Raw genomic sequence first — 22,063 nt, 5'->3', positions numbered from 1 at the left:
TAATGTGGAAAGCGTCAGATCTTCGACTACGAATGCCGAAATCAAGCGTATGCTTGGTGTTGAAGGCAATCTGCACGAAGGTTTGGGGCTGAGCAAAGATTGGGCCTATGACATTGTCAGCCAGGTCGGAAACTATGCTGAAGTTTACGAAGCCTACATGGGTGGTGGTGAACGCGGCATTGGTATCACCAGAGCCGGTTCTCAAAACGCGCTTTGGAACCAGGGTGGCCTGATGTATTCGCCGCCTTTCCGTTAATCGGCAATCGTTATAAGTAAGTCGTAAAACAAAGGGCATGCGCTCATCGCGCATGCCCTTTTGTACAGCCATTTCTATGCTAAATCTCATCTATAACGAAAAGATCAGAGCCGTATTCTTTCAGGTTCTGACGTTTTCGCTTGTCGCCTGGGGGGTGTTCTACCTGTACACGAACACCAACGAGAACATGACTGCCCGCGACATGAAAACCGGATTTGATTTCTTATGGATCACCGCCGGTTTTGATACCGACTTTCACATGATCGACTATAAAGCCGGGGATACCTACGGCAGGGTTTACCTGGTTGCGATTCTTAACTCATTGTTGGTCGCTTGCTTGGGGATTATCGGAACGACGGCACTCGGATTTTTTGTCGGCATTCTTCGTTTGTCTTCAAACTGGCTGGTGGCAAAAGTTGCTGCGGCCTACGTGGAGATCTTAAGAAACACGCCCTTGTTACTCCAGATCATTTACTGGTATCTTTTGTTACTTGCATTTTTGCCTAAGCCTAAAAAGAGTTTTGATGTTTTCTACCTAGACATATTCTTCCTCAATAATCGTGGTTTTTATGGTCCCTCGGCATTTTTTGATTCGGGGAGCGGACTAGTTGCCGCGGGAATTGTCATTGCAATCATTGCGGTGGTCGTATTGTTCCGACATGCGCGTAAAGTGCAAAATTCAACCGGTCGCGTCATACCGAAATACTCCTGGGGCCTGGGCATAATTGTGGTTGTCCCGGTCGTAGCCTATTTCATTGCCGGCCAGCCAATCGGATGGGAAGTGCCGATTCTTAAAGGATTCAACTTAAGGGGTGGTTGGCGTGTGCCACCGGCCTTTATCACCCTGGTGATCGCACTTTCGGTTTACCACAGTGCCTACATGGCTGAGTCCGTGCGTGCCGGCATATTATCTGTGAATAAAGGGCAGACAGAGGCCGCACTATCGATTGGTTTGACTCGGGGCCTGGCGCTGCGTTTGGTAATCATACCCCAGGCTCTGCGTGCGATCGTACCCACGATGATCAGTCACTGGATGAACGTCGTGAAGAACTCGTCTCTAGCGGTCGCGATCGGCTATTCGGAGATTACCGCACTGTTCATGCAGACATCACTAAATCAATCCGGTTACGCGATCGAAATTGTCGCGCTGACAATGCTGTTCTACGGCTCGGTCAGTTTAACAATTTCGGCATTCCTGAATGTCTACAACAAAAGCGTGCAGCTGGTAGAGCGATAGGGTGAATCAAGCAGCCACAAGCAGTATCGCGGTCCGCTCAGCGCGTTGGGCGCGCGAGAACCTCTTCAGCTCCTGGATCAATACTATTCTATCGATCGTCTGCATCGTGCTCATCTACAACGTCGTTTGGGGTATTTTTTCATGGGCGATACTCAATGGTGTTTGGGAAGCGAAGGACCGGCGGGAATGTTTTGCAATATTGGGTAAGGATGAGAACGGGATCCCCATACTTGGCGCCTGCTGGGCAGGAGTGCGTGTGTGGTTCAACAACATTATGTTCGGGCGCTATAAGGACGGACAGTGGCGGGTTATTCTTGGGTTTCTGATCCTCATCATTTGGTTGATTCCTCTCTGGGTGCCTGGTGTCAAGCGAAAATTTCTGATCGCTGCCGGGGCAATCGGCCTTTATCCTTTCCTGGCGGCTTATCTTTTTCTGGGTGGCGAACGTTCTTGGTTCATGAGTTTTATGGTGCCATTGACGATTATAAATTTGGTTTACAACACCACTGACTGGGTAGGTGACAAGGTTTTCAGGGTGTCCCTGGCCGACACACTGCGTTGGAAACTGGTCGATCGAATAATTCCAGAAAAACAGCACACCTATGCCCTGATGGCTCTGTTCGCTGTCCTGGCGGTGATCGTAGGGTATCTGATACGGGGCTGGGGTCTGGATCATGTGGCCTCGGTACGGATCGGTGGATTTTTTCTCACATTGGTGATATCCGGGTTCGGTATTACGGTGGGACTACCTGCTGGCATTATTTTGGCGCTTGGTCGTCGTTCACGACTACCAGTTATCAAAGCGTTGACTGTGACATTTATTGAAGTGTTCCGCTCAGTGCCTCTGATTACCATATTGTTTATGGCAACGGCCATGTTTCCGCTGTTTATGCCCGAGGGTTTCGAGTTGAACAAACTGACCCAGGTCATCCCAGCGGTCTGCCTATTTTCCTCTTGTTATATGGCGGAGGTGGTGCGAAGCGGCTTACAGGCGATTCCCAAAGGTCAATACGAAGCGGCGAGTTCGATTGGTTTGGGGTATTGGCAGTCGATGGGCCTTGTGGTCATGCCGCAGGCTCTTAAATTTATGATACCCAATATAGTCGGCAACTTTATTGGACTGTTCAAAGATACAACACTGGTGTTCATCGTGGGTATGTTTGATATTCTTGCGATGACGAGAGCCATGAGTAACGATGTACCGTGGCGTGGCGAATTTCACGAACCGTTTCTGTTAACAGCTGTTATCTTTTTTGTTTGCTGCTTTACGATGTCACGTTATAGTCAACGCTTAGAGCGTAAGTTGGGTGGACAGTACAAATAGAAAGATACCAAGATCGGATACGGAGTAGAACATGGATAATCAACCCTCAGTCAGCGAGCAGGAAGGTCACGTAGCCTCTGTAGTTTCTTCGGAAGTAATCATATCCCTAAAAAAGGTAAGCAAATATTTTGGTGACTTTCAGGCGCTGAACGGCATCGATCTGGACGTGCATACCGGCGAACGTATCGTCATTTGCGGACCGTCCGGGTCTGGCAAGTCGACGCTTATCCGGTGTATCAACCGACTCGAAGAGCATCAAGAGGGTGATATCGAGGTAACGGGTGTAAAACTGGATGAAAATCTCAAGAATGTCGACAAGGTACGATCCGAAGTGGGCATGGTGTTTCAGTCATTCAATCTATTCCCACATCTGACGGTGCTCCAGAACTGCGCCTTGTCACCTCACTGGGTACAGAAGATGGCTAAGTCGGAAGCCGAAAAGTTGGCGATGGAATACCTTAATCGGGTTCATATTCCCGAACAGGCCGACAAATATCCAGGCCAGCTCTCCGGTGGTCAGCAACAACGTGTCGCCATTGCCAGGGCCCTGGCAATGCAGCCCAAGGTAATGCTGTTTGACGAGCCAACGTCGGCACTTGATCCGGAGATGATCAAGGAAGTATTGGACACGATGATCGAGCTGGCAGAATCAGGCATGACGATGTTGGTGGTCACCCACGAAATGGGGTTTGCAGACCGAGTCGCCGATCGAATTATCTTTATGGATGAAGGACAGATCGTGGAGCAGAACGTGCCCCAGGAATTCTTTAATAATCCTCAGAACGAAAGAACAAAACTGTTCCTGTCACAGATTCTTTGAGTACCTAGTCTAAGCGGGTTGTTTCTTGGGTTGCCATGCCCCGTGAATTGGATTCTGTTGTTGGGGTTAGCATGATTCTCGGCAGTGTTGGCGATATCATGGACATTCTGGCATTCAAGTGCCCAAGCGTTTTTCCATAAAAATACTGTTTGGGTCATCGGGCGGGTAGTTGCCAAAACTTGAACAGGTTGTAAATCCCATAACTTCAAACAGGGCCAGTGCTTCAAGCTGGTAGATACCTGTTTCGAGCCGTAGCAGAGCAAAATCAAGAGATCGCGCTTCTGTTTCCAATGCCGTCAGTAACCTGCGACCGATGCCCAGACCCCGGGCTTGGGGTGATACAAAAATGCGCTTGATTTCAGCGTAACCGGGTGCAAGTAGAATACCGCCGCAACCGACCACGGTAGCGTTTAGCAGAGCAGAATAAAAGCGAGCATTCTCCGAGGCCAGAGTAGTCAGGTCGATTCGGTGGGTGCTTTCTGCCGGGTATAGCGCCAACATGTAGTTATCCAGCGACTCGATCAGGGCTCTGTTTTCAGGCTGGCGCGGGTCTGTACGGACTACGGTGATGTCCTCAGGAGTGGTCATAAACCAGATGATATCGCAGTCAACGGCACGGGTTCAGGTCCGGGTAAGCTGGTTCTATTTCGAATACGTAGGCTATCCTGGTCCGGTAAGAGAGTGCTGCCTCAACGGACACCGTATTGTCGAAACTTTTTGTTGGTAAAATTATGAGTGAAATGAATAAGTGAATGCTTTCACATAAAACGCAACACCGGGTCCGAGCTTGAAATCGACAACAGTGACTCGTTACTGAATGGCCCGAGAAACAGCGGCAGCCGGAAAATACACCGGGGCAGATATGACCGAAGAAGTTCTATACCGTCCGGATCTATGGTCGCTCGATCCGGATGTCCTCCATCTGAATCACGGTTCATTCGGTGCATGCCCGAACCGAATCCTCGAGCAACAGACGCAGCTGCGTCAGCAAATGGAATACAACACGCTGCGGTTTTTTGAGCAAGATCTGCCTGACTTGCTGGAGACTGCTCGTGAGGCGTTAGGATTATTCTTGGGGGCACCGGCGTCAGATCTAGTATTTGTAGACAATGCAACAATGGGTGTCACTACAGTCCTGTCAAATCTAAACCTGATTGCCGGCGATCGTGTTCTGATAACTGACCACGGTTATAACGCTTGTTCCAATGCAGCTCGTTTTTTTGCCGAGAGAACGGGCGCCGAAGTTGATCTGATTAATTTGCCGTTTCCCGGTTCCGATTCGAATGAAGTCATCGAGAGAATACTGAAGGGATGTACGTCGCGTACACGCATTCTGTTAATTGATCATATTACAAGTCCAACTGCACTGATAATGCCGCTTGAGGACATTGTTCCTGCAGTACAACAACGCGGCATTCAAGTTCTGGTCGATGGGGCGCACGCACCCGGCATGTTGCCGCTCAGACTGGCTGAGCTGGGGGCGGATTACTATACGGGCAATTGCCACAAGTGGATGTGTGCGCCAAAGGGCACGGCTTTTCTTTATGTCAGGTCGGAGCATCAGTCAAACCTTCATCCACTGACAATCAGCCATGGTATGAATAGGCCAGTCGGGGAGAGCACGCGATTTCGTTTGGAATTCGACTGGATAGGCACCCGCGACCTGACTGGGTTTCTTACCCTGCCGGCGCTCATTGACTACATGGATGGTATCTCCAACGAGGGGTGGGCTGGCATAATGGTAAGAAATCGAGCGCTTGCGGTCGAAGCCCGCGATCTGATCTGTCAGGAGTTGGGTCTGGAGTTGCCTTGCCCGGTAGACATGATTGGTTCGTTGGCAACTATCTGCCTGCCTGGGTCAGTGGAAACAACTTTCACCGATTACCATGTTATCGACCCTCTCAAGCAGATTTTGAGGCGTCAATACGGGATTGAGGTTTCCTTGTCAGCGTGGCCTTCACCGGCTGGACGTTACCTCAGAATTTCAACCCAGTTGTACAATGCGTTATCGCAGTATCGACAACTGACAGAAGCATTACAGCTGGAACTGGGTCGTGGGCACTAGGCCCGGGCCTGGTGTCAGTCGGTTAACTCGCGCAGCATGTTCCGGGCGATAATCAGCTGCTGAATCTGGCTTGTGCCCTCGTAGAGCCTGAATATACGTACGTCGCGATAAAAGCGTTCGATCCCGTAGTCGGCAATATATCCAGCGCCGCCAAATATCTGCACAGCGTGGTCCGCAACACGTCCAACCATTTCTGAGCAAAAATATTTGCAACAGGAGCTTTCTGTCGCCACCGCTTCACCGAGGTCTTTTTTACGGGCCGCATCGATGACCATCGATCTACCGGCATACCATTCTGTTTTCATATCGGCAAGCATGCCCTGTACCAGCTGAAATTCACCTATTGCCTGCCCGAACTGTTTGCGCTTCGCCGCATAGTGTGTTGATTCATCAATCAGTCTATCTGCTATACCAACACAAACGGCCGAGATATGCAGGCGGCCCCGTTCGAGCACCTTCATCGCGGTGATGAACCCTTTACCTTCTTCAGTGCCGAGTAATGCCGATGCAGGTACCTCAGCATCGTTCAGCACGACATCACATACATGTGTGCCGTGTTGCCCCATCTTTTTTTCCGGTAGGCCGATGCTCAGGCCTGGCGTCTGGGCAGGGATCAGAAATGCCGACACGCCTCTGCTGCCCTGGCTCTCAGGATCAGTTCTTGCCATGAGAGTGAACAGGCCCGCTTTGTCAGCATTCGTGATGTATCTTTTAGTGCCATTGAGACGATAGCAATCGCCATCCCGGACAGCTGTGGTGCGGATAGACCCTGCATCCGAGCCTGCCTCGGGCTCAGTGAGCGCGAAACTGGAGATGACCTCTCCACTGGCCAGTCGCGGAAGCCAGTAATCTTTTTGGTCCGGACGCCCATCCATGATAAGCCCCTGGCTGCCTATGCCAATATTAGTCCCCACCACAGTGCGGAAGGCCGGCGATGTCTGCCCGAGCTCCAGTGCGACGAGACACTCTTCTTCCATTGTCAGTCCAAGACCGCCATAGGCTGTAGGGATTGACAGTCCAAAAAGACCGAGCTCAGCCATTTTATCCACCAGTTCAGCTGGAATCTCATTTTGTTCGGCGACTTGAGCCTCATGGGGAATAAGCTCTTGTGATACAAAACGAGTGACTGTTTCCAGGAGTTGATCGAGGATGTTCTGATCTCTTATCACGATAACTCTCTTTTACGCTCAAGTGTGTCCGGGGGCGTTGTTGAATACCCGATAGTGTCAGCAGTGTTCTTGCGCGGGTTCACCGTACATTTCAATGATTTTCTGATTCTGTGGTTGTGGTGAAAAGAGTTCCCACTCCAGGCCATTGGCGTCGTAATCACTGGAAAACCCCTGTACGGTTTCATCTTCAAAACCGACATGACGGAGCTGGCCGGCCCGGCCGGGAATCTGATTGATTGAAAAATTGAGGGTATCGGTGCGCCACATCGCATATTTTTTAGACACAACGACCGTCGGGGTTGGTCCGAGGTGTGTGGAGTAATCCGCTATCGAACTGTCGAGGTCACCCACCGCAAGGGCTATATGAAAACGCTTCATGAAAGACTCCGCAAAAGTGGCCACATAGTATGCCACGTTCAGGTAACCAGACGGCGGCAGCTGATAGGCAAATTCTGGGTACAATTAGGTTAGAAAGACGAGTAATTTAGACATCAGAATAATCTATTCGGAGCATACCAATGACCGAGGAACTGCAAGAGATGCAGAACAGGGGTATCGCGACCCTGACAATGAATAGGCCGGAATCTCGAAACGCACTGACACCCGAAATGATGGCGGGGCTGAGAGAGGCCTTGCCCCGTTTTGCCGCAGATCCTGCCGTCCGCGTTGTGGTATTGACGGGCGCAGGTCGCGCTTTTTGCGCGGGTGGTGACGTCAAACGGTTTGCCGCAGTTTCGTCTGGCGGCCAAAAGACAGTAGCTTTCGAGGACAGGGTTCATGACCTGCGGAGTCGAATGGAAGTCAGCCGCTTACTGCATGAAATGCCAAAGCCCACGCTCGCGGTTATACCGGGTCCGGCGGCAGGTGCGGGGTTGTCGTTGGCCCTGGCCTGTGATCTTCGCATCGCCGCGAAAGATGCAAAGCTAACAACAGCATTTTCAAAGGTCGGGCTGTCGGGAGATTTTGGTGGCAGCTATTTTCTAACGTACCTTGTAGGGGTTGCAAAAGCCCGTGAGCTTTATTTCACAGGGCGGGTTTTACTTGGGCAGGAGGCTCTGGAGCTTGGTATTGTGAACCGGGTGGCCACCGCAGATCATCTGGAGCAGGAAGCGAACAGCTACGCAGCAGAACTGGCAGCGTTGCCAACTCTTGCCGTGGGTTATATGAAAAAGAACCTCAATGCGGCGCTTAAAGGCTCTCTAGGCGATGTGCTGGACTGCGAAGCTATCCACATGATCCGGACCTTTGAAACAGAGGACCACAAGCAAGCTGCGCAAGCGTTTTTGGAAAAACGGGCGCCAGAGTTTTCAGGTCAGTAGAGTTTTAGTCGATCCGAAACATCCCGGCACTCATCATCGGTACAACTACATCGTATGGCTTTTATCCTGTTGCTGTAGTGTAAAGATAGATGTGTAGCCACCGGACCAGTCTGGTGGCAGCAGGCAGGGTTCGGGGTCGTGTCGAGCCCAGCGTGCAGCCTGACCTCGGACAATCTGCTGATCGTATTTTGAGCGAGCGGGATTAAAAGTATAAGTCATTGCATTCGCGGCCGCATAAGCATTCAGCAGCAAGGGTCTTGGTCTGTCTGTGTGGTTGATATTCGAGCCATGCACCGTTCGACAGTTATGTATAGTGATCGACCCGGCAGGACCGGGAAGATAGGTTTCACGCGACATATCGAGTCGCATGAGGTCTTCGTCGGACAAGCATCCCATCCATTGGTTGTCTTTATTGTACTGATCGAACAGGGGGCCTTTGTGACTGCCAGCAATGATACCCAAGGGGCCTTGTTCGTCATTGCAGTCTTCCAGATAAAGGCCCACTGTGCACGGGGTGTAGTTGGTGTGCGGCCAGAAGCTGATGTCTTGATGCCATTTGACTTCTTCACCACCACCGGCCCACTTAAAATTAAGCTTCGAGTGGTGAAACTTAATGTCGGGGCCAATGAGGTCCGAGAGAATATCAGTAATCGCCTCAGACGACGCATAGGCCCAATAGTCGTCGTTATAGTCGTTTGGGCTTGTTAGACGCCGTAGACGCGGGTTATCCGAGCAATGTCCGGGCTCGAGGTCCCACGTGGCATCGGATTGGGTTACTTGGCGACTATCGTCTATGACTCGTGCTGTGGTGTCTTGCAGTTTGCATAGGGTTTGGCTGTCTATCGCGTTCTCGATCAGCAGATACCCATTTTCAAAATAGGATTTCTGCTGTTCACGAGAAACAAACTGGGGCTCATTTTTCAAGACTTCTTCCGGGGCCATGTCTTTACACTCCTTAAGCTTGTGTTGACTGAGCAGATGCTTGCCCGATGGTCCATATCGCGATGCGAAATTGTCTTAACCGGAATATGTAATTATTGCGATTGATTGTCAAAGAACGCGAAGGGGGGCGGTTCAGCCTCAGTGTGGTGGGTCAGATAACCTTGCGGAAGAGGTCGCCTAAATCCATTGATCCTGTTGGACTCATGGTGCCAAATCGTAGGAGTAAAATGGGATAGCGTTAACATTGGCTCGTCTAACCAGTCTGGAAGATCCATCATGAAAGGAACAAACTTATGTTAGAAAAACCTGGTGATCAATTTTGTTTGATGAGTTTCAATATACTGTACGGCGGTACTCACCTGGGTCAACCGCTTGAACAGACAGCTGCCGTCATTCGTTTGGCTCAGGCCGATGTCGTGGTGGTGTGCGAACAATGGGGAAACGCAGAGCCACTTGCTGACTTGTTGGGATACGCATGTCACATCGTCGCTGCCCCACCTTACTGGGAGAGTGTTGCTGTTCTGAGCCGTTATCCAATTCTAGAGACGTTTGCTGATGGCGTGCGATTGGAACTTGATGCGCAGCGGTCGGTTTGCGTGTTTGGTCTGCACTTAACGTCGACCCCTTATCAGCCTTACCGAGTCCGAGATAAACGCTATACCCGAAAGGAGGAGGTCCTCGACGAAGCCAGGGAGACGCGAGAGCAGGAGTTGCTCGCAGCGTTGTTAGAGATTCAGCCGTTGATAGAGGCAGGAGAAAGGGTGCTGCTGTGCGGGGACTTCAACGAGCCGTCACACTTGGACTGGACGCTGGCATCTGCACGTGAGGGTCATCACTTTGGGCTAGAGATGGCGTGGCCGTGCTCCAAGCGGGTGGCTGATAGCGGTATGGAGGATGCATACAGAGTGGTGTTTCCCGATGTTTGTCGCCATCCTGGGTATACGTGGACGAGCGTTCCCGGTCTGGGTGTTGGCGGCAGTGAGCGTGCAGAAGATGAGGTACATGATCGGATCGACTTCGTTTACCATGCTGGGCCGGGTCTTGACCCGATTAGCGCCTCGATCATTGGCGAAAGCTGCCGCGACGCCGATTTGGTTGTATCGCCGTTTCCGTCAGATCATCGTGCAGTTGCTGTGATATACGACTTTGATTGAACCAAAGCCTGAAAAAAAATTGTTACAGCGAGTAGTCTTACTGGGATTGGTGTTGTTGTCCCCTTTGTAACGAGGGGACTAAACGCAATCAGGCATCGTTTTTAGTTTGAACTGAATCCGAGCACTGGTGTATGACTATTTAGAATCTATAATGACGAACAGCAACAAGGTGTGGCTAATCCGCCAGGTCCGCAACAAATTGATCCACACTTTTATTGGGTTGACTGTATTGGAAAAGCAACCCCAGACAGATTGTCACCGTCAGTAAGGAGCGGTAAATCCTCCAACAGATTTCTGATTTTCGAGGTGCTAATCGGCGGTTAGGGAACCTTCGAGTATTTTATCTATGAGTACTGCCGACTTGATGCTGAGTATCCGCATAGCGTTTGCTAGAACTCGAAAGAGCGTCTCCATATGCCGCCAGCGCGGTATGGCTCAGGTCGTCGTCGGGCATTGTCTCCAATCGGAGCCCATTCGTAGGAGGACGGCCTCGTACAAGAAGCCCCGATTCAAAATGACCATTTTTGACCTTGGTGTTGGCTGAAACGTAGTTGAACCCGATGCCATATCGCCACTGGCTGGAGGTGTTGTCCCCGGACCCATGAATGGTCAACGGATGATGAATGCTTGCCTGCCCTGCACGGAGCGAAATTTCAATCGCACTTTGATCATCAATTGCACCGTCAATGCGCTGTCCGCGGCGGAGCATGGACGAGGTATCACCCGTTGCGTTGTGCGGGAGTTGACCTCGCGTATGGCTACCTGGAATAGCCCTCATTCCACCGTTTTCCAGGCTCACATCGCTGACCGCCAACCATACCGCTACCATTTCGCCTGCAGGTTCCAGGGGCCAGTAGGTCGCATCCTGATGCCAGCCGAAGTATCCTTTAGATTGCGGCGCCTTTGTGGGGATGAATGAATCCCAAAGTAGAATGTCACCACCGATTAGGGCCACAACGTGATCGAGGATAACGGGGTGGAACGCCAGATCGGCAACCCATCGTAAGGCAAGGTAGGATTTCGAATACACCCAGTCAGGGAAGTTCGGGTTATGTTGGTTTTCGGAAATGAACGTCTGTAGTCTCAGTTTGATTGATTGAACTTCGTCATCATTCAGGACATCGAAACTTCGTATCAAACCGTCACGACGATAAGAATCACTCAGGCTAACGGGATCCATGGGCTACCTCTGCCGGGCCGCGGTGTCGAAATTCTCAGGCCTTGTTGCCCAAGTGTTGATCAACGAGCCGCTGTAGGAGTGGAACGAAATGCGAGAAAGGGTACGTTTCTCCATCCTCGCGTTTACCTGAGTCATCCAGGTGGCGAACCTGTATGATCTGTTTGAGATTCGGATTTTTCTCGAATGCTTCGACTTCATCGTTGCTCATTGGGCCGCCCTGCAGATTTAAGGAGTGGACGGACGCCGGTGACAACCGATCAATGTACTTTGGCCTGGTCGCGCACAGGTAGCGTTTGGCGGCGACATGGTGACGAACACAATCAACGATTGTTGCTGGGAAAAACGGTTCCAGAACCCGTGCGCCCGCTGCCTCGTGATAGCGATCTTCTGTGTCATCCATACTAAAGGTGCCGAACTCGCTCGTGAAATGACCAATGTCGTGCAGTAGCGCACCGGCAATAATTTCGTCGGGTTGATCGCCCTGCTCGGCCAATGTTGCCCCCTGCAGCATGTGTTCGGCCGTGGTGACCGGTTCACCCAGATAGGCTTCTCCACCACGTCTCTCGATAATGTCTGCGATGAACGCCACGATGTTACGGGACGTCAATTCTTGGGTATTTTCGTTGGGCATCGATCGTTCTTCTGAATTTGGCACCAATCGTTTCACTCGGTAGGTTTAATCGGGAGACTGCTCTTGTATTTCATATGAGTTAATTCTTTCGATTAGATTCCCAAATCATACCAAATAGTGCTACCGCCTCGTTTGGTGACCCTTCTGCTTATTCCCGGTTATTTTGTACTGTCGCTAAATTGTCGCTAATCTAGATGTCATTTCTTTCGAGAAACGACCTCAAACAGCCTACAAGCACAGGATCAGAGTTTAGGTTTATGCTTACTTGTTGGGCGTTTTTAGTTTTAGCGGTGGTTAGAACGGTGGACGGTTAATCCATATGTCGCTGGTTCGAGTCTAGCCTGGGGAGCCAACTTCCCCAATGTTTTCTGATATTCCCAATGGTTGTTTTCAGGGATCAAGACCTTCCCAAACCTCAACTTGAAAGCACTTGAGTAGGTACTCCTCGGGCATGAGCGTACCGGCTTCCAGCGGCGCGGCGTATAATCCGCGCTGGTTGAGCTCACATGCCTTCCCGGGGATCCAATGATGCAGTCCGCTCCAACCTATATATTTGAGGCTTCGGAAAAACCCTCTCTGGAGCTCTTTGAGGTCCCGCTGATTGTTGCAACGGAAGATTCATTAAAGGGCTATGGTTGCCTGGTTGATGATCCGCAAAGTTTTGAAATTGAGATTGCCCGCTGGCCCGCACAAGGCTGGCGGCCGGTGGATGAAGGAACCGGAGCTGAAGCCGGCTTCGTGGAAGGGATCTTTCACGGAGAATGGCGGGGCGATGTTCTTTACGGCTCGAATGAAGCGGTAAACGGCGACTATGTTTTGGGATGGTCTACCGATCCTCAAAAAGCCTCGAGTGACGCACCGACCTGCCCCCGTGAAAAAGTATTGCTGTGGCACATGAATTATCACCCTGACGGTGGGCAGATGTTCCACCCGCTCGACAATCAGCCCTTTGTCATGCCGGCAGCTCTACCCGGCGATGATCTGGCGCCAGAGAAGGTCGTCGCCTTTTGGTGTGATGGTTCCAAAGGATTGTACATTCATCCCGGCATCTGGCACGAGGGCATCTTCCCGGTTCATGATCGGCAGCGTTTTCTCGACCGGCAGGGCCGCGTCCACGCGCGCGTGAGCTGCGATGTCGGACAGGAATTCGGCATCTATCTGTCTGTTCCCCTGGACATTTGCAGCGGATCCAACTAACGAAAAATCCGCTACTGCAATGATGCCAATATCTTTCGCGTCGAAAAGAGTAACTCTACGTTTTCCACAGCGAAACGTTCAAGTGGCGGAAATTTCAGGCCCACTGGCTACAAATACCTACGCATCTCGGTCAAGTATCGATTAATTACGTCTTCGGTTGAGTGTCTTTTCAAACCGGTACGCAAACAGAACTCGTGGTCTGGACCGTCAGGTCGACCAAAAGCACGCTTGAGTGCGACTGGCAGCATGTTGTTATAGACCCGTTGGAACTTCGCAAGCTGTTCGGGTACCACGGAGAATTCGCGTAGATTCTCTACACCATTTTCATAGTGCTCCTCTTCGTCTTCCAGCACCACCACCATTTTCTCCGCCCATGGCAAGTAACTCGACTCACGATACCCCATGATCTGTTGGCTGCCTGCCCCGTCAACCGTAAAATTAAAGACCGCAATGTGTAACCAATCGTCGAGGTACAGACTCCAGAAGCTAGCTGCCGTCGGATCATCGTGCAGTCGCTGTGAAATATCAGCTCGGATAAACTGCAACTCATTAACGGCTGTCGCTGTGCCGCTACACGGGCTAGGTCGATGGCCGTACCCTCGAATCGGGCTGACGCGTTGTGCGAACACGAGAGAACAGTGTAATTCTCCGCGCTAAAACAAGAGGTTCAAAGCAGTCAGTCATTTTGGGGCATCGAGATGACGCCTCCGCGTTGGTGTATGCCTTTTTTGGTTCTATAATCGCGAAGAGCAACCAGGTGTGGCTAATCCGCCCGGTCTGCCATAAATAATTGACTCTAAGACACACAAGCTGAGGAGGATCTCATGTCCGAAATTGAACGATTGAAGAAAAAACTGAACCGTGGACAGATTACTCGACGAGAGTTTCTGTCACGGATGTCTGCTATCAGTGCAACTGCTGTACTACCGGCAATGTACAGCGGCGATGCAGTTGCAGGCCCTCAAAAAGGGGGCCGGATTCGTGCAGCGCTTGCTCACGGTTCCACCACCGATTCTTTAGACCCGGCGACTTACGAGAACGGCTATATGTCGGTAGTCAACTACGCCATACAGAACCATCTGGGAGAGGTGGATGAAACCGGTGCCATGGTGCCCGAACTGGCCGAAAGCTGGGAGGTCGCGAATGGCGCCAAAACCTGGGTCTTCAACCTGCGTAAGGGGGTCGAATTTCACAACGGCAAGAGCTTGGATTCTGATGACGTGATTGCGTCGTTTCAGCACCACATGGGTGAGACCAAGTCGCCAGCCAAATCTCTGCTGGAACAGGTCGACAGCATGCGAGCTGATGGTAAGCACAAGGTGATCTTTGAATTGACGGGAGGCAACTCAGACTTTTCTTACATTGCCGGCGATTACCACATTTCCATCAAGCCTTCAAAAGACGGCAAGATCGATGCCACCGACGGTATTGGTACTGGCGGCTACCTGCTGCAGGACTACGAACCTGGTGTTCGGAGCTTCTTTACCCGTAATCCGAACTACTGGAAGGAAGGACGTGGCCACTTCGATGAGGTCGAACTGCTGTCAATCATCGACCCGACCGCCAGGACCAATGCCCTGACAACCGGTGAAGTGGATGTGATGGACCGGGTGGACCTAAAGACCGCACATTTGTTGGCTCGCAAACCGGGCATTAAAGTTGAGGAGACCACAGGCACGAAGCACTACACGTTCCCGATGCGCACCGATACCGCGCCGTTTGATGACAATAACGTGCGCATGGCACTCAAGCACGCGATCAACCGGGTCGAGGTCGTAGAAAAGGTGCTGTATGGCCATGGTGTTGTTGGCAATGATCACCCCATCGCACCCTCCAACCCCTTTCATGCAGCGACGCTCGAACAGCGAACCTATGACCCAGACAAGGCCAAGTTCTATGCCAGCAAAGCGGGTGGCAATATCAAGGTGCAGTTGTCAGCAGCCGACGCAGCCTTTCCCGGCGCAGTGGACGCAGCGGTGCTGTATCGGGAATCCGCTGCCGTGGCCGGTATCGATATCGAGGTTGTTCGTGAGCCTAACGACGGCTACTGGTCTAACGTCTGGATGAAGAAACCTTGGGGCGCTTGCTACTGGGGCGGACGTCCTACCGAGGACTGGATGTTCAGCACTGCCTACAAGGGTGGAGGCTCCTGGAACGATACGTTCTGGGCCCATGAGCTTTTCGATCATTTACTGATCGAAGCCCGGGCAGAGACTAATCAGGAAATACGCCGGCAGATGTACTTCACGATGCAGCAGATCGTCCGTGACCAAGGTGGCGTGGTGGTACCGATGTTTGCCAACTACGTTTTTGCCATGGCGGACAAAGTACAGCACGGCCCGCTGGCCGGTAACTGGGACATGGATGGCACCAAGTTTCTGGAGCGGTGGTGGTTTGCCTGATCTCTAGTTAGATAGATTGGGAAAATAAGCATTGTTTAGTTTGTTAAAGGTGGTGGCCCAGCGTATTGCGCTGGGCCTCCTGACCTTGTTTATCGTTTCAATTTTTATTGCTTTCGTGGTCGAGCTGTTGCCTGGAGACATCACGCAGGCGATTCTGGGCCAATCTGCGACGCCCGAGACTGTGGCTGCGTTCAGAGCCGAGCTCGGGATAGATCGACCTGCGCCGGAACGCTACTTCGACTGGCTCAAAGGCATGTTGACCGGTGATATGGGGAAGTCGCTCGCCAACAAACGAGAGATCTCGGAACTGGTCGGTCGCCGGTTGTCGAACACTCTGTTTCTCGGTGGATTTGCTGCCGCTATTGCGATCCCGCTTTCACTTATCCTGGGTATGCTGGCTGCACTGTATCGAAACAGTGTGTTCGATCGTGGAGTCAATCTGTTTACGCTGATATCGATATCGTTCCCGGAATTCTTTGTCGCTTATATCCTAATTTTGTTCCTGTCCGTCAAGGCAGGCTGGTTTCCGGGTATTTCCAATATCAGTAAGGATCTACCACTGGGTGATCGCCTCTTTCGAAGCCTCTTGCCGGCTGCGACCCTCACCTTGGTGGTGGTGGCCCATATGATGCGCATGACCCGCGCGGCAATTATCAATCTGCTTTCCAGTCCTTATATTGAAATGGCCCAGTTGAAAGGGGTGCGCCCGATCCGTGTGATCCTGCACCATGCGTTGCCCAATGCCTGGGGGCCTGTCGTGAACGTCGTCGCGCTGAATTTAGCCTACCTGGTCGTCGGCGTGGTCGTGGTGGAGGTCGTGTTTGTCTATCCTGGACTCGGGCAGTTGCTGGTGGACAGTGTATCCAAGCGGGATGTGCCGGTGGTACAGGCCTGTTCGATGATTTTTGCCGGCGTTTATATTCTACTGAATCTTTTCGCAGACATCGTCTCTATAGTCACCAACCCCCGATTGTTGCATCCACGATAGATCATGCAGGGAATTTTTAGAAGCTTCCTCGAGGCGCCGTTGAGTGCAAAGCTGGGGCTCGTGACGATAACAGCTTATCTGGTCGTCGCCATATTTGCGCCAATCATCGCACCTTACAGTGAGACAGAAATACTGGGCGGAGCTTACGAACTGTGGTCTGAGAAGTATCCTCTTGGGACGGACAATCTCGGTCGAGATATGTTATCTAGGCTCATCTTCGGCGCTCGCAATACAATCGGTATTGCGTTGGCCGCTGTCGTCATCGCGTTCGCTATTGGGGGGGTAACCGGGATGCTCGTGGCGATACTCGGCGGTTGGTACGATACAATTATCAGTCGAATTGTTGATGCTCTTATGGCTATACCCGGCTTGGTTTTCGCGTTGTTGATTCTCACAATTCTTGGAACCTCTATCCCGACTTTGGTGCTGGTAATCGCTGTGTTGGACAGTACCCGTGTGTACCGCATCACCCGGGCATCGGCAATGAATGTAGCGGTGATGGATTTCGTTGAAGTTGCCCACCTTCGAGGGGAGGGCCTGTGGTGGGTTATCCGCAAAGAGATTCTCCCGAATATCATGGCGCCGCTGCTGGCAGAATTCGGTCTTCGATTCTGTTTCGTGTTTTTGTTTATTGCCGCGTTGAGCTTTCTGGGGCTGGGGATACAACCCCCGACCGCAGATTGGGGGTCAATGGTCCGAGACAACGCCACACTGATTAATTACGACGACATAACACCACTTCTGCCGGCAGCTTGCATCGCAGTTCTCACGGTGGCCGTTAATTTTGTCGTTGACTGGTTGTTGCATAAGTCGAGCGGATTGAGAAGCGACTGACCGCAATCGGCTTTTCAAACGTAACGATTATCTGCTTTCATTCTGTGGAAAGACTGAGCACCCCCAACCCATAATGAAAGTTTGTATTCACAATACGCGAGGAGTGTGAAATGACGCTGGTCAGATATGAAGCTCAAGAGGACGTGGCAGTGATCACAGTCGACAATCCTCCCGTTAATGCGTTGAGTCCTGGAGTGCCAGGCGGCATTATCACCGGTCTAAACCAAGCGAATACTGATTCGGATATCGTGGCGGTGGTACTGGTCGGCGAAGGGCGAGGTTTTATTGCGGGTGCCGATATACGCTATTTTTCGAAACCCTGGCCTGACGATGAGCCCAAGCTCGGCGACGTCATCCGTGCCTTAGAGCAAAGTTCAAAACCAGTCGTTGCTGCAATTCACGGACATGCACTCGGTGGCGGGCTTGAGCTTGCAATGTGCTGTCATTACCGGGTCATTGTGCCGCAAGCAAGGGTCGGTCAACCGGAGGTCAAACTCGGGATACCCCCCGGCGCCGGAGGCACACAGCGACTGCCCCGACTGGCTGGTGCCAAGGCAGCATTGGATATGATCGTATCGGGTGACCCGGTAACCGCTCAGCAGGCTGTGTCGCTGGGGATTTGTGACCGGCTTATAGAGACAGAGCTTGTCGAAGGTGCATTGGCATTTGCACGCGAGGCCGGTCAAACAAGCAGCCCACATCAGTTAGCACGGGACCGGAACGTCGAAGTAGAGGATTCGGACTTATTTCAGACTAAGCGACTACAGATCAAACGCCGGGCGCGTGGTATGCGAGCACCGTATGCCTGTATCGAGTGTGTCGAAGCGGCAGTTGAGTTGCCATTTGATGAGGGGTTAGCACGTGAGCGAGAGATATTTGAAGTTTGCGTGGCGTCAGATGAATCAAAGGCGATGCGCCATGTCTTTTTTGCCGAACGAGCCGCTGGAAAAATACCCGGAGTGGGCAAAAATGTTGAGCGAAATCAGTTTGGCAGTGCAGGAGTGGTTGGGGCTGGCACCATGGGGGGTGGTATCACCATGAATTTTGCCAACGCCGGTATTCCGGTGACCGTGGTGGAACAGGACGCTGGGTTATTGGACAAAGGGCTGTCGATCATCAGGCAGAATTACGCAGCAACTGTCGGTAAAGGAAGACTCACACAAGAAAAGATGGACGAAAGGCTGGCGCTGGTTACGGGGTCGACGACACTCGATGACCTGGTTGACGCTGACATTGTCATCGAAGCTATTTACGAGGAAATGACCGTAAAAAAAGAGCTTTTCGGGCGTTTAAATCAATGTGTCAAGCCGACGGCCGTGCTCACAACGAATACTTCCTATCTGGATGTAAACGAGATCGCAGATAGCATCCCTGAACGCAAAGGCAATGTACTGGGTACACATTTTTTCAGCCCGGCAAACGTAATGAGACTGCTCGAGGTCGTGCGTACAGACAGTGTAGACAAAGCAGTTCTGATGAGTGTATTAGATCTCGGGCGCAAGATGGGGAAACTGCCGATCGTGTCCGGTGTCTGTCACGGTTTTATCGGCAATCGGATGCTCGAAGGGTATTTTGGAGAGGCTGCGATTATGGTTGAAGAAGGTGCCGCACCCGAACACATCGACCGCGTGATGTATGAGTTCGGCATGGCGATGGGCCCACTTGCGGTATCGGACCTGGCTGGCCTCGATATAGGCTGGGCCAAACGAAAAGCAGCTGGAAATGGTGTCGCTGTTGATGTTCCCGGTGCGTTTGTATCCAACAGACTCTGTGAAATGGGTCGATTTGGCCAGAAGACAGGCAGAGGCTACTACACATACGAGAAGGACAGCAGAGTCCCAGTACCGGACTCGGAGGTAAATGATTTGGCAGAACAAGCTGCACGTCATTTTGGTGTGGGCCCACGAGACTTTGATGACCAGGAGATACTTGAACGGTGTCTGTATCCCTTAATTAATATTGGTGCCACTGTTCTTGAAGAAGGAATTGCACTTCGGGCCAGTGACATCGATCTGGTCTATTTGAACGGGTACGGTTTTCCAGTATGGCGCGGCGGGCCCATGCACTGGGCGGGTGTAGTTGGACTTGACGTTGTCGCAGAGGGTATAGGCCGCTATTCAGAACAGTCGATACTTGATCACTGGAAACTGTCGCGATTACTGGAGAAGCTGGCTGATGACGGTGAGTCTTTCGAATCCTATGATGCGGGAAATCAGTAAAAAGGTTTGTGATTCAGCTTGTTGAAGGGTTGAAAGTATTAATTGCTTGATTTGACTGAGGGAAGTTAACCATGATAGAAAAATCTCAGCGGAGTACGGAACTCCACAGACAGTTGTCAGAATTCATGGATGAGCATATTTATCCTAACGAAACCCCAATTAAGAAAGAATTATCAACAGGAGAGCGTTGGCAGCCCACTGAGATCGTAGAGGGATTGAAGATCAAAGCGAGGGAGGTTGGCCTATGGAACCTGTTTTTGCCAGAAAGTGAACTGGGCGCCGGCCTCAGTAATTACGACTATGCACCGTTATGTGAAGTGATGGGGCGTTCCCCCTATGCCCCTGAGGTCTTCAACTGCTCTGCGCCGGATACCGGAAACATGGAGGTGTTATCGCGTTACGGTACACCCGAGCAACAAAAAGAATGGTTGGTGCCTTTGCTGGCTGGAGAGATCCGCTCGGCATTTGCGATGACCGAACCCGATGTCGCCTCGTCCGATGCGACTAATATTCAGTCTGAAATTCGCAGGGACGGAGACAATTATGTGGTCAACGGGCGCAAATGGTGGACCTCAGGCGCGAACGATCCCCGCTGTAAGATCCTGATATTTATGGGTAAGACAGATCCTGATAACGAGGACCGCTATCGACAGCAGTCGATGATTCTCATTCCGATGTCGGCGCCTGGCGTTAAGGTGCTCCGGCACCTCCCCGTGCTGGGTTTTGATGATGCACCCCATGGTCATGCCGAGGTGTTATTTGAGAATGTTCGGGTGCCCGCATCGAATATGTTGCTTGGAGAAGGCCGAGGTTTTGAGATCGCTCAGGGTCGTCTTGGTCCCGGCCGCATTCATCACTGCATGCGTTTGATCGGTTTAGCCGAGCGTGCGCTCGAGGCCATGTGCCGCCGGGTGAAAACCCGCGTGGCATTTGGCCGCCCTATTGCTGATCAGACTGTCACCCAGGAACGCATCGCTGAAGCCCGGATTATGATAGACCAAAATCGTTTGCTGACACTTTATACCGCCCACAAGATGGACCAGTATGGCAACAAAGAAGCGCGCAAAGAAATTGCGATGATTAAAGTGGCAGCGCCCAATATGGCCTGTCAGGTTGTGGACTGGGCGATTCAGGCACACGGCGGTGCTGGCCTCTCCGATGACTTTGGTCTGGGGCATGCTTATGCAACCGCACGCTTGCTGCGCTTAGCCGACGGGCCAGATGAAGTGCATCGAAATCAGATTGCTCGCCTGGAACTCAAACAGTATTGATACCAGCTGACTTGTTGGTGCTCCAGTGAGTATTTTGTCAGTAGAACTCAGAGATCAAACCAATGCGTGAGCCGATCAATACAGTTGTTTTGCTGGGCACGGGTCTCATTGGCAGCGGTTGGGCCGCTCGTTGTCTTGCCCATGGTCTGGACGTGGTTGCATGGGACCCTGATCCCTCGGCTGAGGCCACGCTGTTTGCCAACGTGGATAGTGCGTGGCCCATTTTGAAAGAAGTGGGGCTGCAGTCCGGGGCAGATCGGAGTCGGCTGAAATTTGAAACTTCCTTAGAGGCCGCATTGTCCGTCGCCGACTACGTTCAGGAAAATGCCCCAGACGATGAGGTGCTTAAAGTCAAGCTAATTACCCAGGTCGATCAACTCCTCCCGCCTGATGTCGTCATTGCTTCCAGTTCGTCTGGTATTCGGCCGAGCCTGCTACAGGAAAAGACAAAATATCCGCAACGGGTCATGATCGGGCATCCTTTCCATCCTGTTTATTTACTGCCTTTAGTGGAAATAGTAGGTGGCCAGGCAACCACTGAGGATACCTTGCGTGCCGGTGGTGGATTCTATCGATCGCTTGGAATGCGACCCCTTCAGGCGCCGGTTGAAATCGATGGTTACATCTCCGACCGGCTGCAACAGGCGCTTTTCCACGAGGCGCTGTACATGATCGAGGCGGGGATCTGTACGCCCGCTGAGATCGATGCTGCGATAACTGGCGGGCCTGGTTTGCGTTGGGCATTCCTGGGCCCTATGTTGACGTTTCATCTGGCCGGTGGTGACGGGGGTATTCGATATTCAATGGCGCATTGGGCGCCGGAGGTGGCAAACCGCTGGACGAATTTGCCGGCGCCGGACTTTACGGAGAAGCTGGTGAACGCCACCGCAGCCGGTTGTGAGGCGATTCAGGCTGGCCGCTCGATCAAAGAGTTTGAGCGTCGCCGAGATCGTTGCCTTGTGGCAATCCAGAGAGCCGTCGACGAATTCTGGTTTCCACCAGGTCAGGATGGCTGGCCGGATATGCCGCAGTAACTGAGTTTAACTGGCTGTAGG

The 22,063-nt window shown here is 51.9% G+C and carries 21 protein-coding genes; 14 read left to right on the top strand and 7 right to left on the bottom strand.

The window, feature by feature from the left end; all coding sequences use genetic code 11:
* The 4 genes from MK323_04485 to MK323_04470 form a co-directional block, all read left to right on the top strand.
* Nucleotides 1–256 (top strand): amino acid ABC transporter substrate-binding protein (locus tag MK323_04485; GenBank protein MCH2481417.1); only part of this gene is annotated, 256 nt, incomplete at its 5' end.
* A 76-nt stretch (nucleotides 257–332) separates the two neighbouring features.
* The gene (locus MK323_04480) at nucleotides 333–1,493 is read left to right on the top strand and encodes an ABC transporter permease subunit (protein MCH2481416.1); all 1,161 of its coding nucleotides are present in this window, start codon (nucleotides 333–335) and stop codon (nucleotides 1,491–1,493) included.
* Nucleotide 1,494: 1 nt separating this feature from the next.
* Nucleotides 1,495–2,817, top strand: a complete 1,323-nt coding sequence (locus MK323_04475; protein MCH2481415.1) for an amino acid ABC transporter permease — start codon at nucleotides 1,495–1,497, stop codon at nucleotides 2,815–2,817.
* Nucleotides 2,818–2,914: 97 nt separating this feature from the next.
* On the top strand, nucleotides 2,915–3,637 hold the full coding sequence (locus MK323_04470) for an amino acid ABC transporter ATP-binding protein (GenBank protein ID MCH2481414.1): 723 nt from the start codon (nucleotides 2,915–2,917) through the stop codon (nucleotides 3,635–3,637).
* Nucleotides 3,638–3,751: 114 nt separating this feature from the next.
* Here the strand turns inward: MK323_04470 and MK323_04465 are convergent, their stop codons facing one another.
* Nucleotides 3,752–4,225: a GNAT family N-acetyltransferase gene (locus MK323_04465; protein ID MCH2481413.1), complete on the bottom strand. Its 474-nt coding sequence runs from the start codon at nucleotides 4,223–4,225 to the stop codon at nucleotides 3,752–3,754.
* Nucleotides 4,226–4,454: 229 nt separating this feature from the next.
* On the opposite strand from MK323_04465, the gene MK323_04460 reads away from it, so the two are divergent.
* Nucleotides 4,455–5,702 carry an aminotransferase class V-fold PLP-dependent enzyme gene (locus MK323_04460; protein ID MCH2481412.1) on the top strand — a complete coding sequence of 416 codons (1,248 nt, stop codon included), beginning with the start codon at nucleotides 4,455–4,457 and terminating at the stop codon, nucleotides 5,700–5,702.
* Between the two features lie 14 nt (nucleotides 5,703–5,716).
* Here the strand turns inward: MK323_04460 and MK323_04455 are convergent, their stop codons facing one another.
* Complete coding sequence (locus MK323_04455; GenBank protein MCH2481411.1) at nucleotides 5,717–6,871, bottom strand: acyl-CoA dehydrogenase family protein; 1,155 nt, start codon at nucleotides 6,869–6,871, stop codon at nucleotides 5,717–5,719.
* Between the two features lie 57 nt (nucleotides 6,872–6,928).
* Nucleotides 6,929–7,249, bottom strand: coding sequence for a hypothetical protein (locus tag MK323_04450; protein ID MCH2481410.1), 321 nt, complete (start codon nucleotides 7,247–7,249; stop codon nucleotides 6,929–6,931).
* Nucleotides 7,250–7,389: 140 nt separating this feature from the next.
* On the opposite strand from MK323_04450, the gene MK323_04445 reads away from it, so the two are divergent.
* Complete coding sequence (locus MK323_04445; GenBank protein MCH2481409.1) at nucleotides 7,390–8,190, top strand: enoyl-CoA hydratase; 801 nt, start codon at nucleotides 7,390–7,392, stop codon at nucleotides 8,188–8,190.
* 45 nt (nucleotides 8,191–8,235) lie between these two features.
* On the opposite strand, the gene MK323_04440 is transcribed toward MK323_04445, so the two are convergent.
* Nucleotides 8,236–9,132: a phytanoyl-CoA dioxygenase family protein gene (locus tag MK323_04440; GenBank protein MCH2481408.1), complete on the bottom strand. Its 897-nt coding sequence runs from the start codon at nucleotides 9,130–9,132 to the stop codon at nucleotides 8,236–8,238.
* Between the two features lie 293 nt (nucleotides 9,133–9,425).
* Here MK323_04440 and MK323_04435 point away from each other — a divergent pair, with 293 nt between their 5' ends.
* Nucleotides 9,426–10,286 (top strand): endonuclease/exonuclease/phosphatase family protein, encoded by an 861-nt coding sequence (locus tag MK323_04435; protein ID MCH2481407.1) that lies wholly within the window; start codon nucleotides 9,426–9,428, stop codon nucleotides 10,284–10,286.
* A 340-nt stretch (nucleotides 10,287–10,626) separates the two neighbouring features.
* Here the strand turns inward: MK323_04435 and MK323_04430 are convergent, their stop codons facing one another.
* On the bottom strand, nucleotides 10,627–11,466 hold the full coding sequence (locus MK323_04430; GenBank protein ID MCH2481406.1) for a phytanoyl-CoA dioxygenase family protein: 840 nt from the start codon (nucleotides 11,464–11,466) through the stop codon (nucleotides 10,627–10,629).
* Between the two features lie 34 nt (nucleotides 11,467–11,500).
* A complete protein-coding gene (locus tag MK323_04425; GenBank protein ID MCH2481405.1) occupies nucleotides 11,501–12,097 on the bottom strand; it encodes an HD domain-containing protein in 597 nt (198 codons plus the stop codon).
* A 528-nt stretch (nucleotides 12,098–12,625) separates the two neighbouring features.
* Here MK323_04425 and MK323_04420 point away from each other — a divergent pair.
* Nucleotides 12,626–13,294, top strand: a complete 669-nt coding sequence (locus MK323_04420; protein ID MCH2481404.1) for an ureidoglycolate lyase — start codon at nucleotides 12,626–12,628, stop codon at nucleotides 13,292–13,294.
* A gap of 107 nt (nucleotides 13,295–13,401) precedes the next feature.
* Here the strand turns inward: MK323_04420 and MK323_04415 are convergent, their stop codons facing one another.
* Entirely contained in the window at nucleotides 13,402–13,923 is a 522-nt protein-coding gene (locus tag MK323_04415; protein ID MCH2481403.1) for a hypothetical protein, read from the bottom strand.
* A 195-nt stretch (nucleotides 13,924–14,118) separates the two neighbouring features.
* On the opposite strand from MK323_04415, the gene MK323_04410 reads away from it, so the two are divergent.
* The 6 genes from MK323_04410 to MK323_04385 all read left to right on the top strand — a co-directional run bounded on the left by MK323_04410 (nucleotide 14,119) and on the right by MK323_04385 (nucleotide 22,042).
* Nucleotides 14,119–15,696: an ABC transporter substrate-binding protein gene (locus tag MK323_04410; GenBank protein ID MCH2481402.1), complete on the top strand. Its 1,578-nt coding sequence runs from the start codon at nucleotides 14,119–14,121 to the stop codon at nucleotides 15,694–15,696.
* Nucleotides 15,697–15,727: 31 nt separating this feature from the next.
* Nucleotides 15,728–16,684, top strand: a complete 957-nt coding sequence (locus tag MK323_04405; protein ID MCH2481401.1) for an ABC transporter permease — start codon at nucleotides 15,728–15,730, stop codon at nucleotides 16,682–16,684.
* Between the two features lie 3 nt (nucleotides 16,685–16,687).
* A complete protein-coding gene (locus MK323_04400; protein MCH2481400.1) occupies nucleotides 16,688–17,518 on the top strand; it encodes an ABC transporter permease in 831 nt (276 codons plus the stop codon).
* Between the two features lie 110 nt (nucleotides 17,519–17,628).
* Nucleotides 17,629–19,737, top strand: coding sequence for a 3-hydroxyacyl-CoA dehydrogenase NAD-binding domain-containing protein (locus tag MK323_04395; protein MCH2481399.1), 2,109 nt, complete (start codon nucleotides 17,629–17,631; stop codon nucleotides 19,735–19,737).
* Nucleotides 19,738–19,808: 71 nt separating this feature from the next.
* On the top strand, nucleotides 19,809–21,008 hold the full coding sequence (locus tag MK323_04390; GenBank protein ID MCH2481398.1) for an acyl-CoA dehydrogenase family protein: 1,200 nt from the start codon (nucleotides 19,809–19,811) through the stop codon (nucleotides 21,006–21,008).
* Between the two features lie 62 nt (nucleotides 21,009–21,070).
* A complete protein-coding gene (locus tag MK323_04385; GenBank protein ID MCH2481397.1) occupies nucleotides 21,071–22,042 on the top strand; it encodes a 3-hydroxyacyl-CoA dehydrogenase NAD-binding domain-containing protein in 972 nt (323 codons plus the stop codon).
* Nucleotides 22,043–22,063 lie beyond the last annotated feature (21 nt).

The organism is Gammaproteobacteria bacterium (genome assembly GCA_022450155.1).
Taxonomy (GTDB): domain Bacteria; phylum Pseudomonadota; class Gammaproteobacteria; order Arenicellales; family UBA868; genus REDSEA-S09-B13.
This window is presented reverse-complemented; position numbering and strand designations above follow the sequence as displayed.

Excerpts from the sequence above, each read along its gene's own strand:
- MK323_04435 (MCH2481407.1), top strand. The coding sequence starts at position 9,426 with ATGTTAGAAAAACCTGGTGATCAATTTTGTTTGATGAGTTTCAATATA.
- MK323_04440 (MCH2481408.1), bottom strand. The coding sequence starts at position 9,132 with ATGGCCCCGGAAGAAGTCTTGAAAAATGAGCCCCAGTTTGTTTCTCGT.
- MK323_04425 (MCH2481405.1), bottom strand. The coding sequence starts at position 12,097 with ATGCCCAACGAAAATACCCAAGAATTGACGTCCCGTAACATCGTGGCG.
- MK323_04460 (MCH2481412.1), top strand. The coding sequence starts at position 4,455 with ATGGCCCGAGAAACAGCGGCAGCCGGAAAATACACCGGGGCAGATATG.
- MK323_04465 (MCH2481413.1), bottom strand. The coding sequence starts at position 4,225 with ATGACCACTCCTGAGGACATCACCGTAGTCCGTACAGACCCGCGCCAG.
- MK323_04480 (MCH2481416.1), top strand. The coding sequence starts at position 333 with ATGCTAAATCTCATCTATAACGAAAAGATCAGAGCCGTATTCTTTCAG.
- MK323_04430 (MCH2481406.1), bottom strand. The coding sequence starts at position 11,466 with ATGGATCCCGTTAGCCTGAGTGATTCTTATCGTCGTGACGGTTTGATA.
- MK323_04390 (MCH2481398.1), top strand. The coding sequence starts at position 19,809 with ATGATAGAAAAATCTCAGCGGAGTACGGAACTCCACAGACAGTTGTCA.
- MK323_04410 (MCH2481402.1), top strand. The coding sequence starts at position 14,119 with ATGTCCGAAATTGAACGATTGAAGAAAAAACTGAACCGTGGACAGATT.
- MK323_04450 (MCH2481410.1), bottom strand. The coding sequence starts at position 7,249 with ATGAAGCGTTTTCATATAGCCCTTGCGGTGGGTGACCTCGACAGTTCG.
- MK323_04395 (MCH2481399.1), top strand. The coding sequence starts at position 17,629 with ATGACGCTGGTCAGATATGAAGCTCAAGAGGACGTGGCAGTGATCACA.
- MK323_04420 (MCH2481404.1), top strand. The coding sequence starts at position 12,626 with ATGCAGTCCGCTCCAACCTATATATTTGAGGCTTCGGAAAAACCCTCT.
- MK323_04445 (MCH2481409.1), top strand. The coding sequence starts at position 7,390 with ATGACCGAGGAACTGCAAGAGATGCAGAACAGGGGTATCGCGACCCTG.
- MK323_04400 (MCH2481400.1), top strand. The coding sequence starts at position 16,688 with ATGCAGGGAATTTTTAGAAGCTTCCTCGAGGCGCCGTTGAGTGCAAAG.
- MK323_04385 (MCH2481397.1), top strand. The coding sequence starts at position 21,071 with ATGCGTGAGCCGATCAATACAGTTGTTTTGCTGGGCACGGGTCTCATT.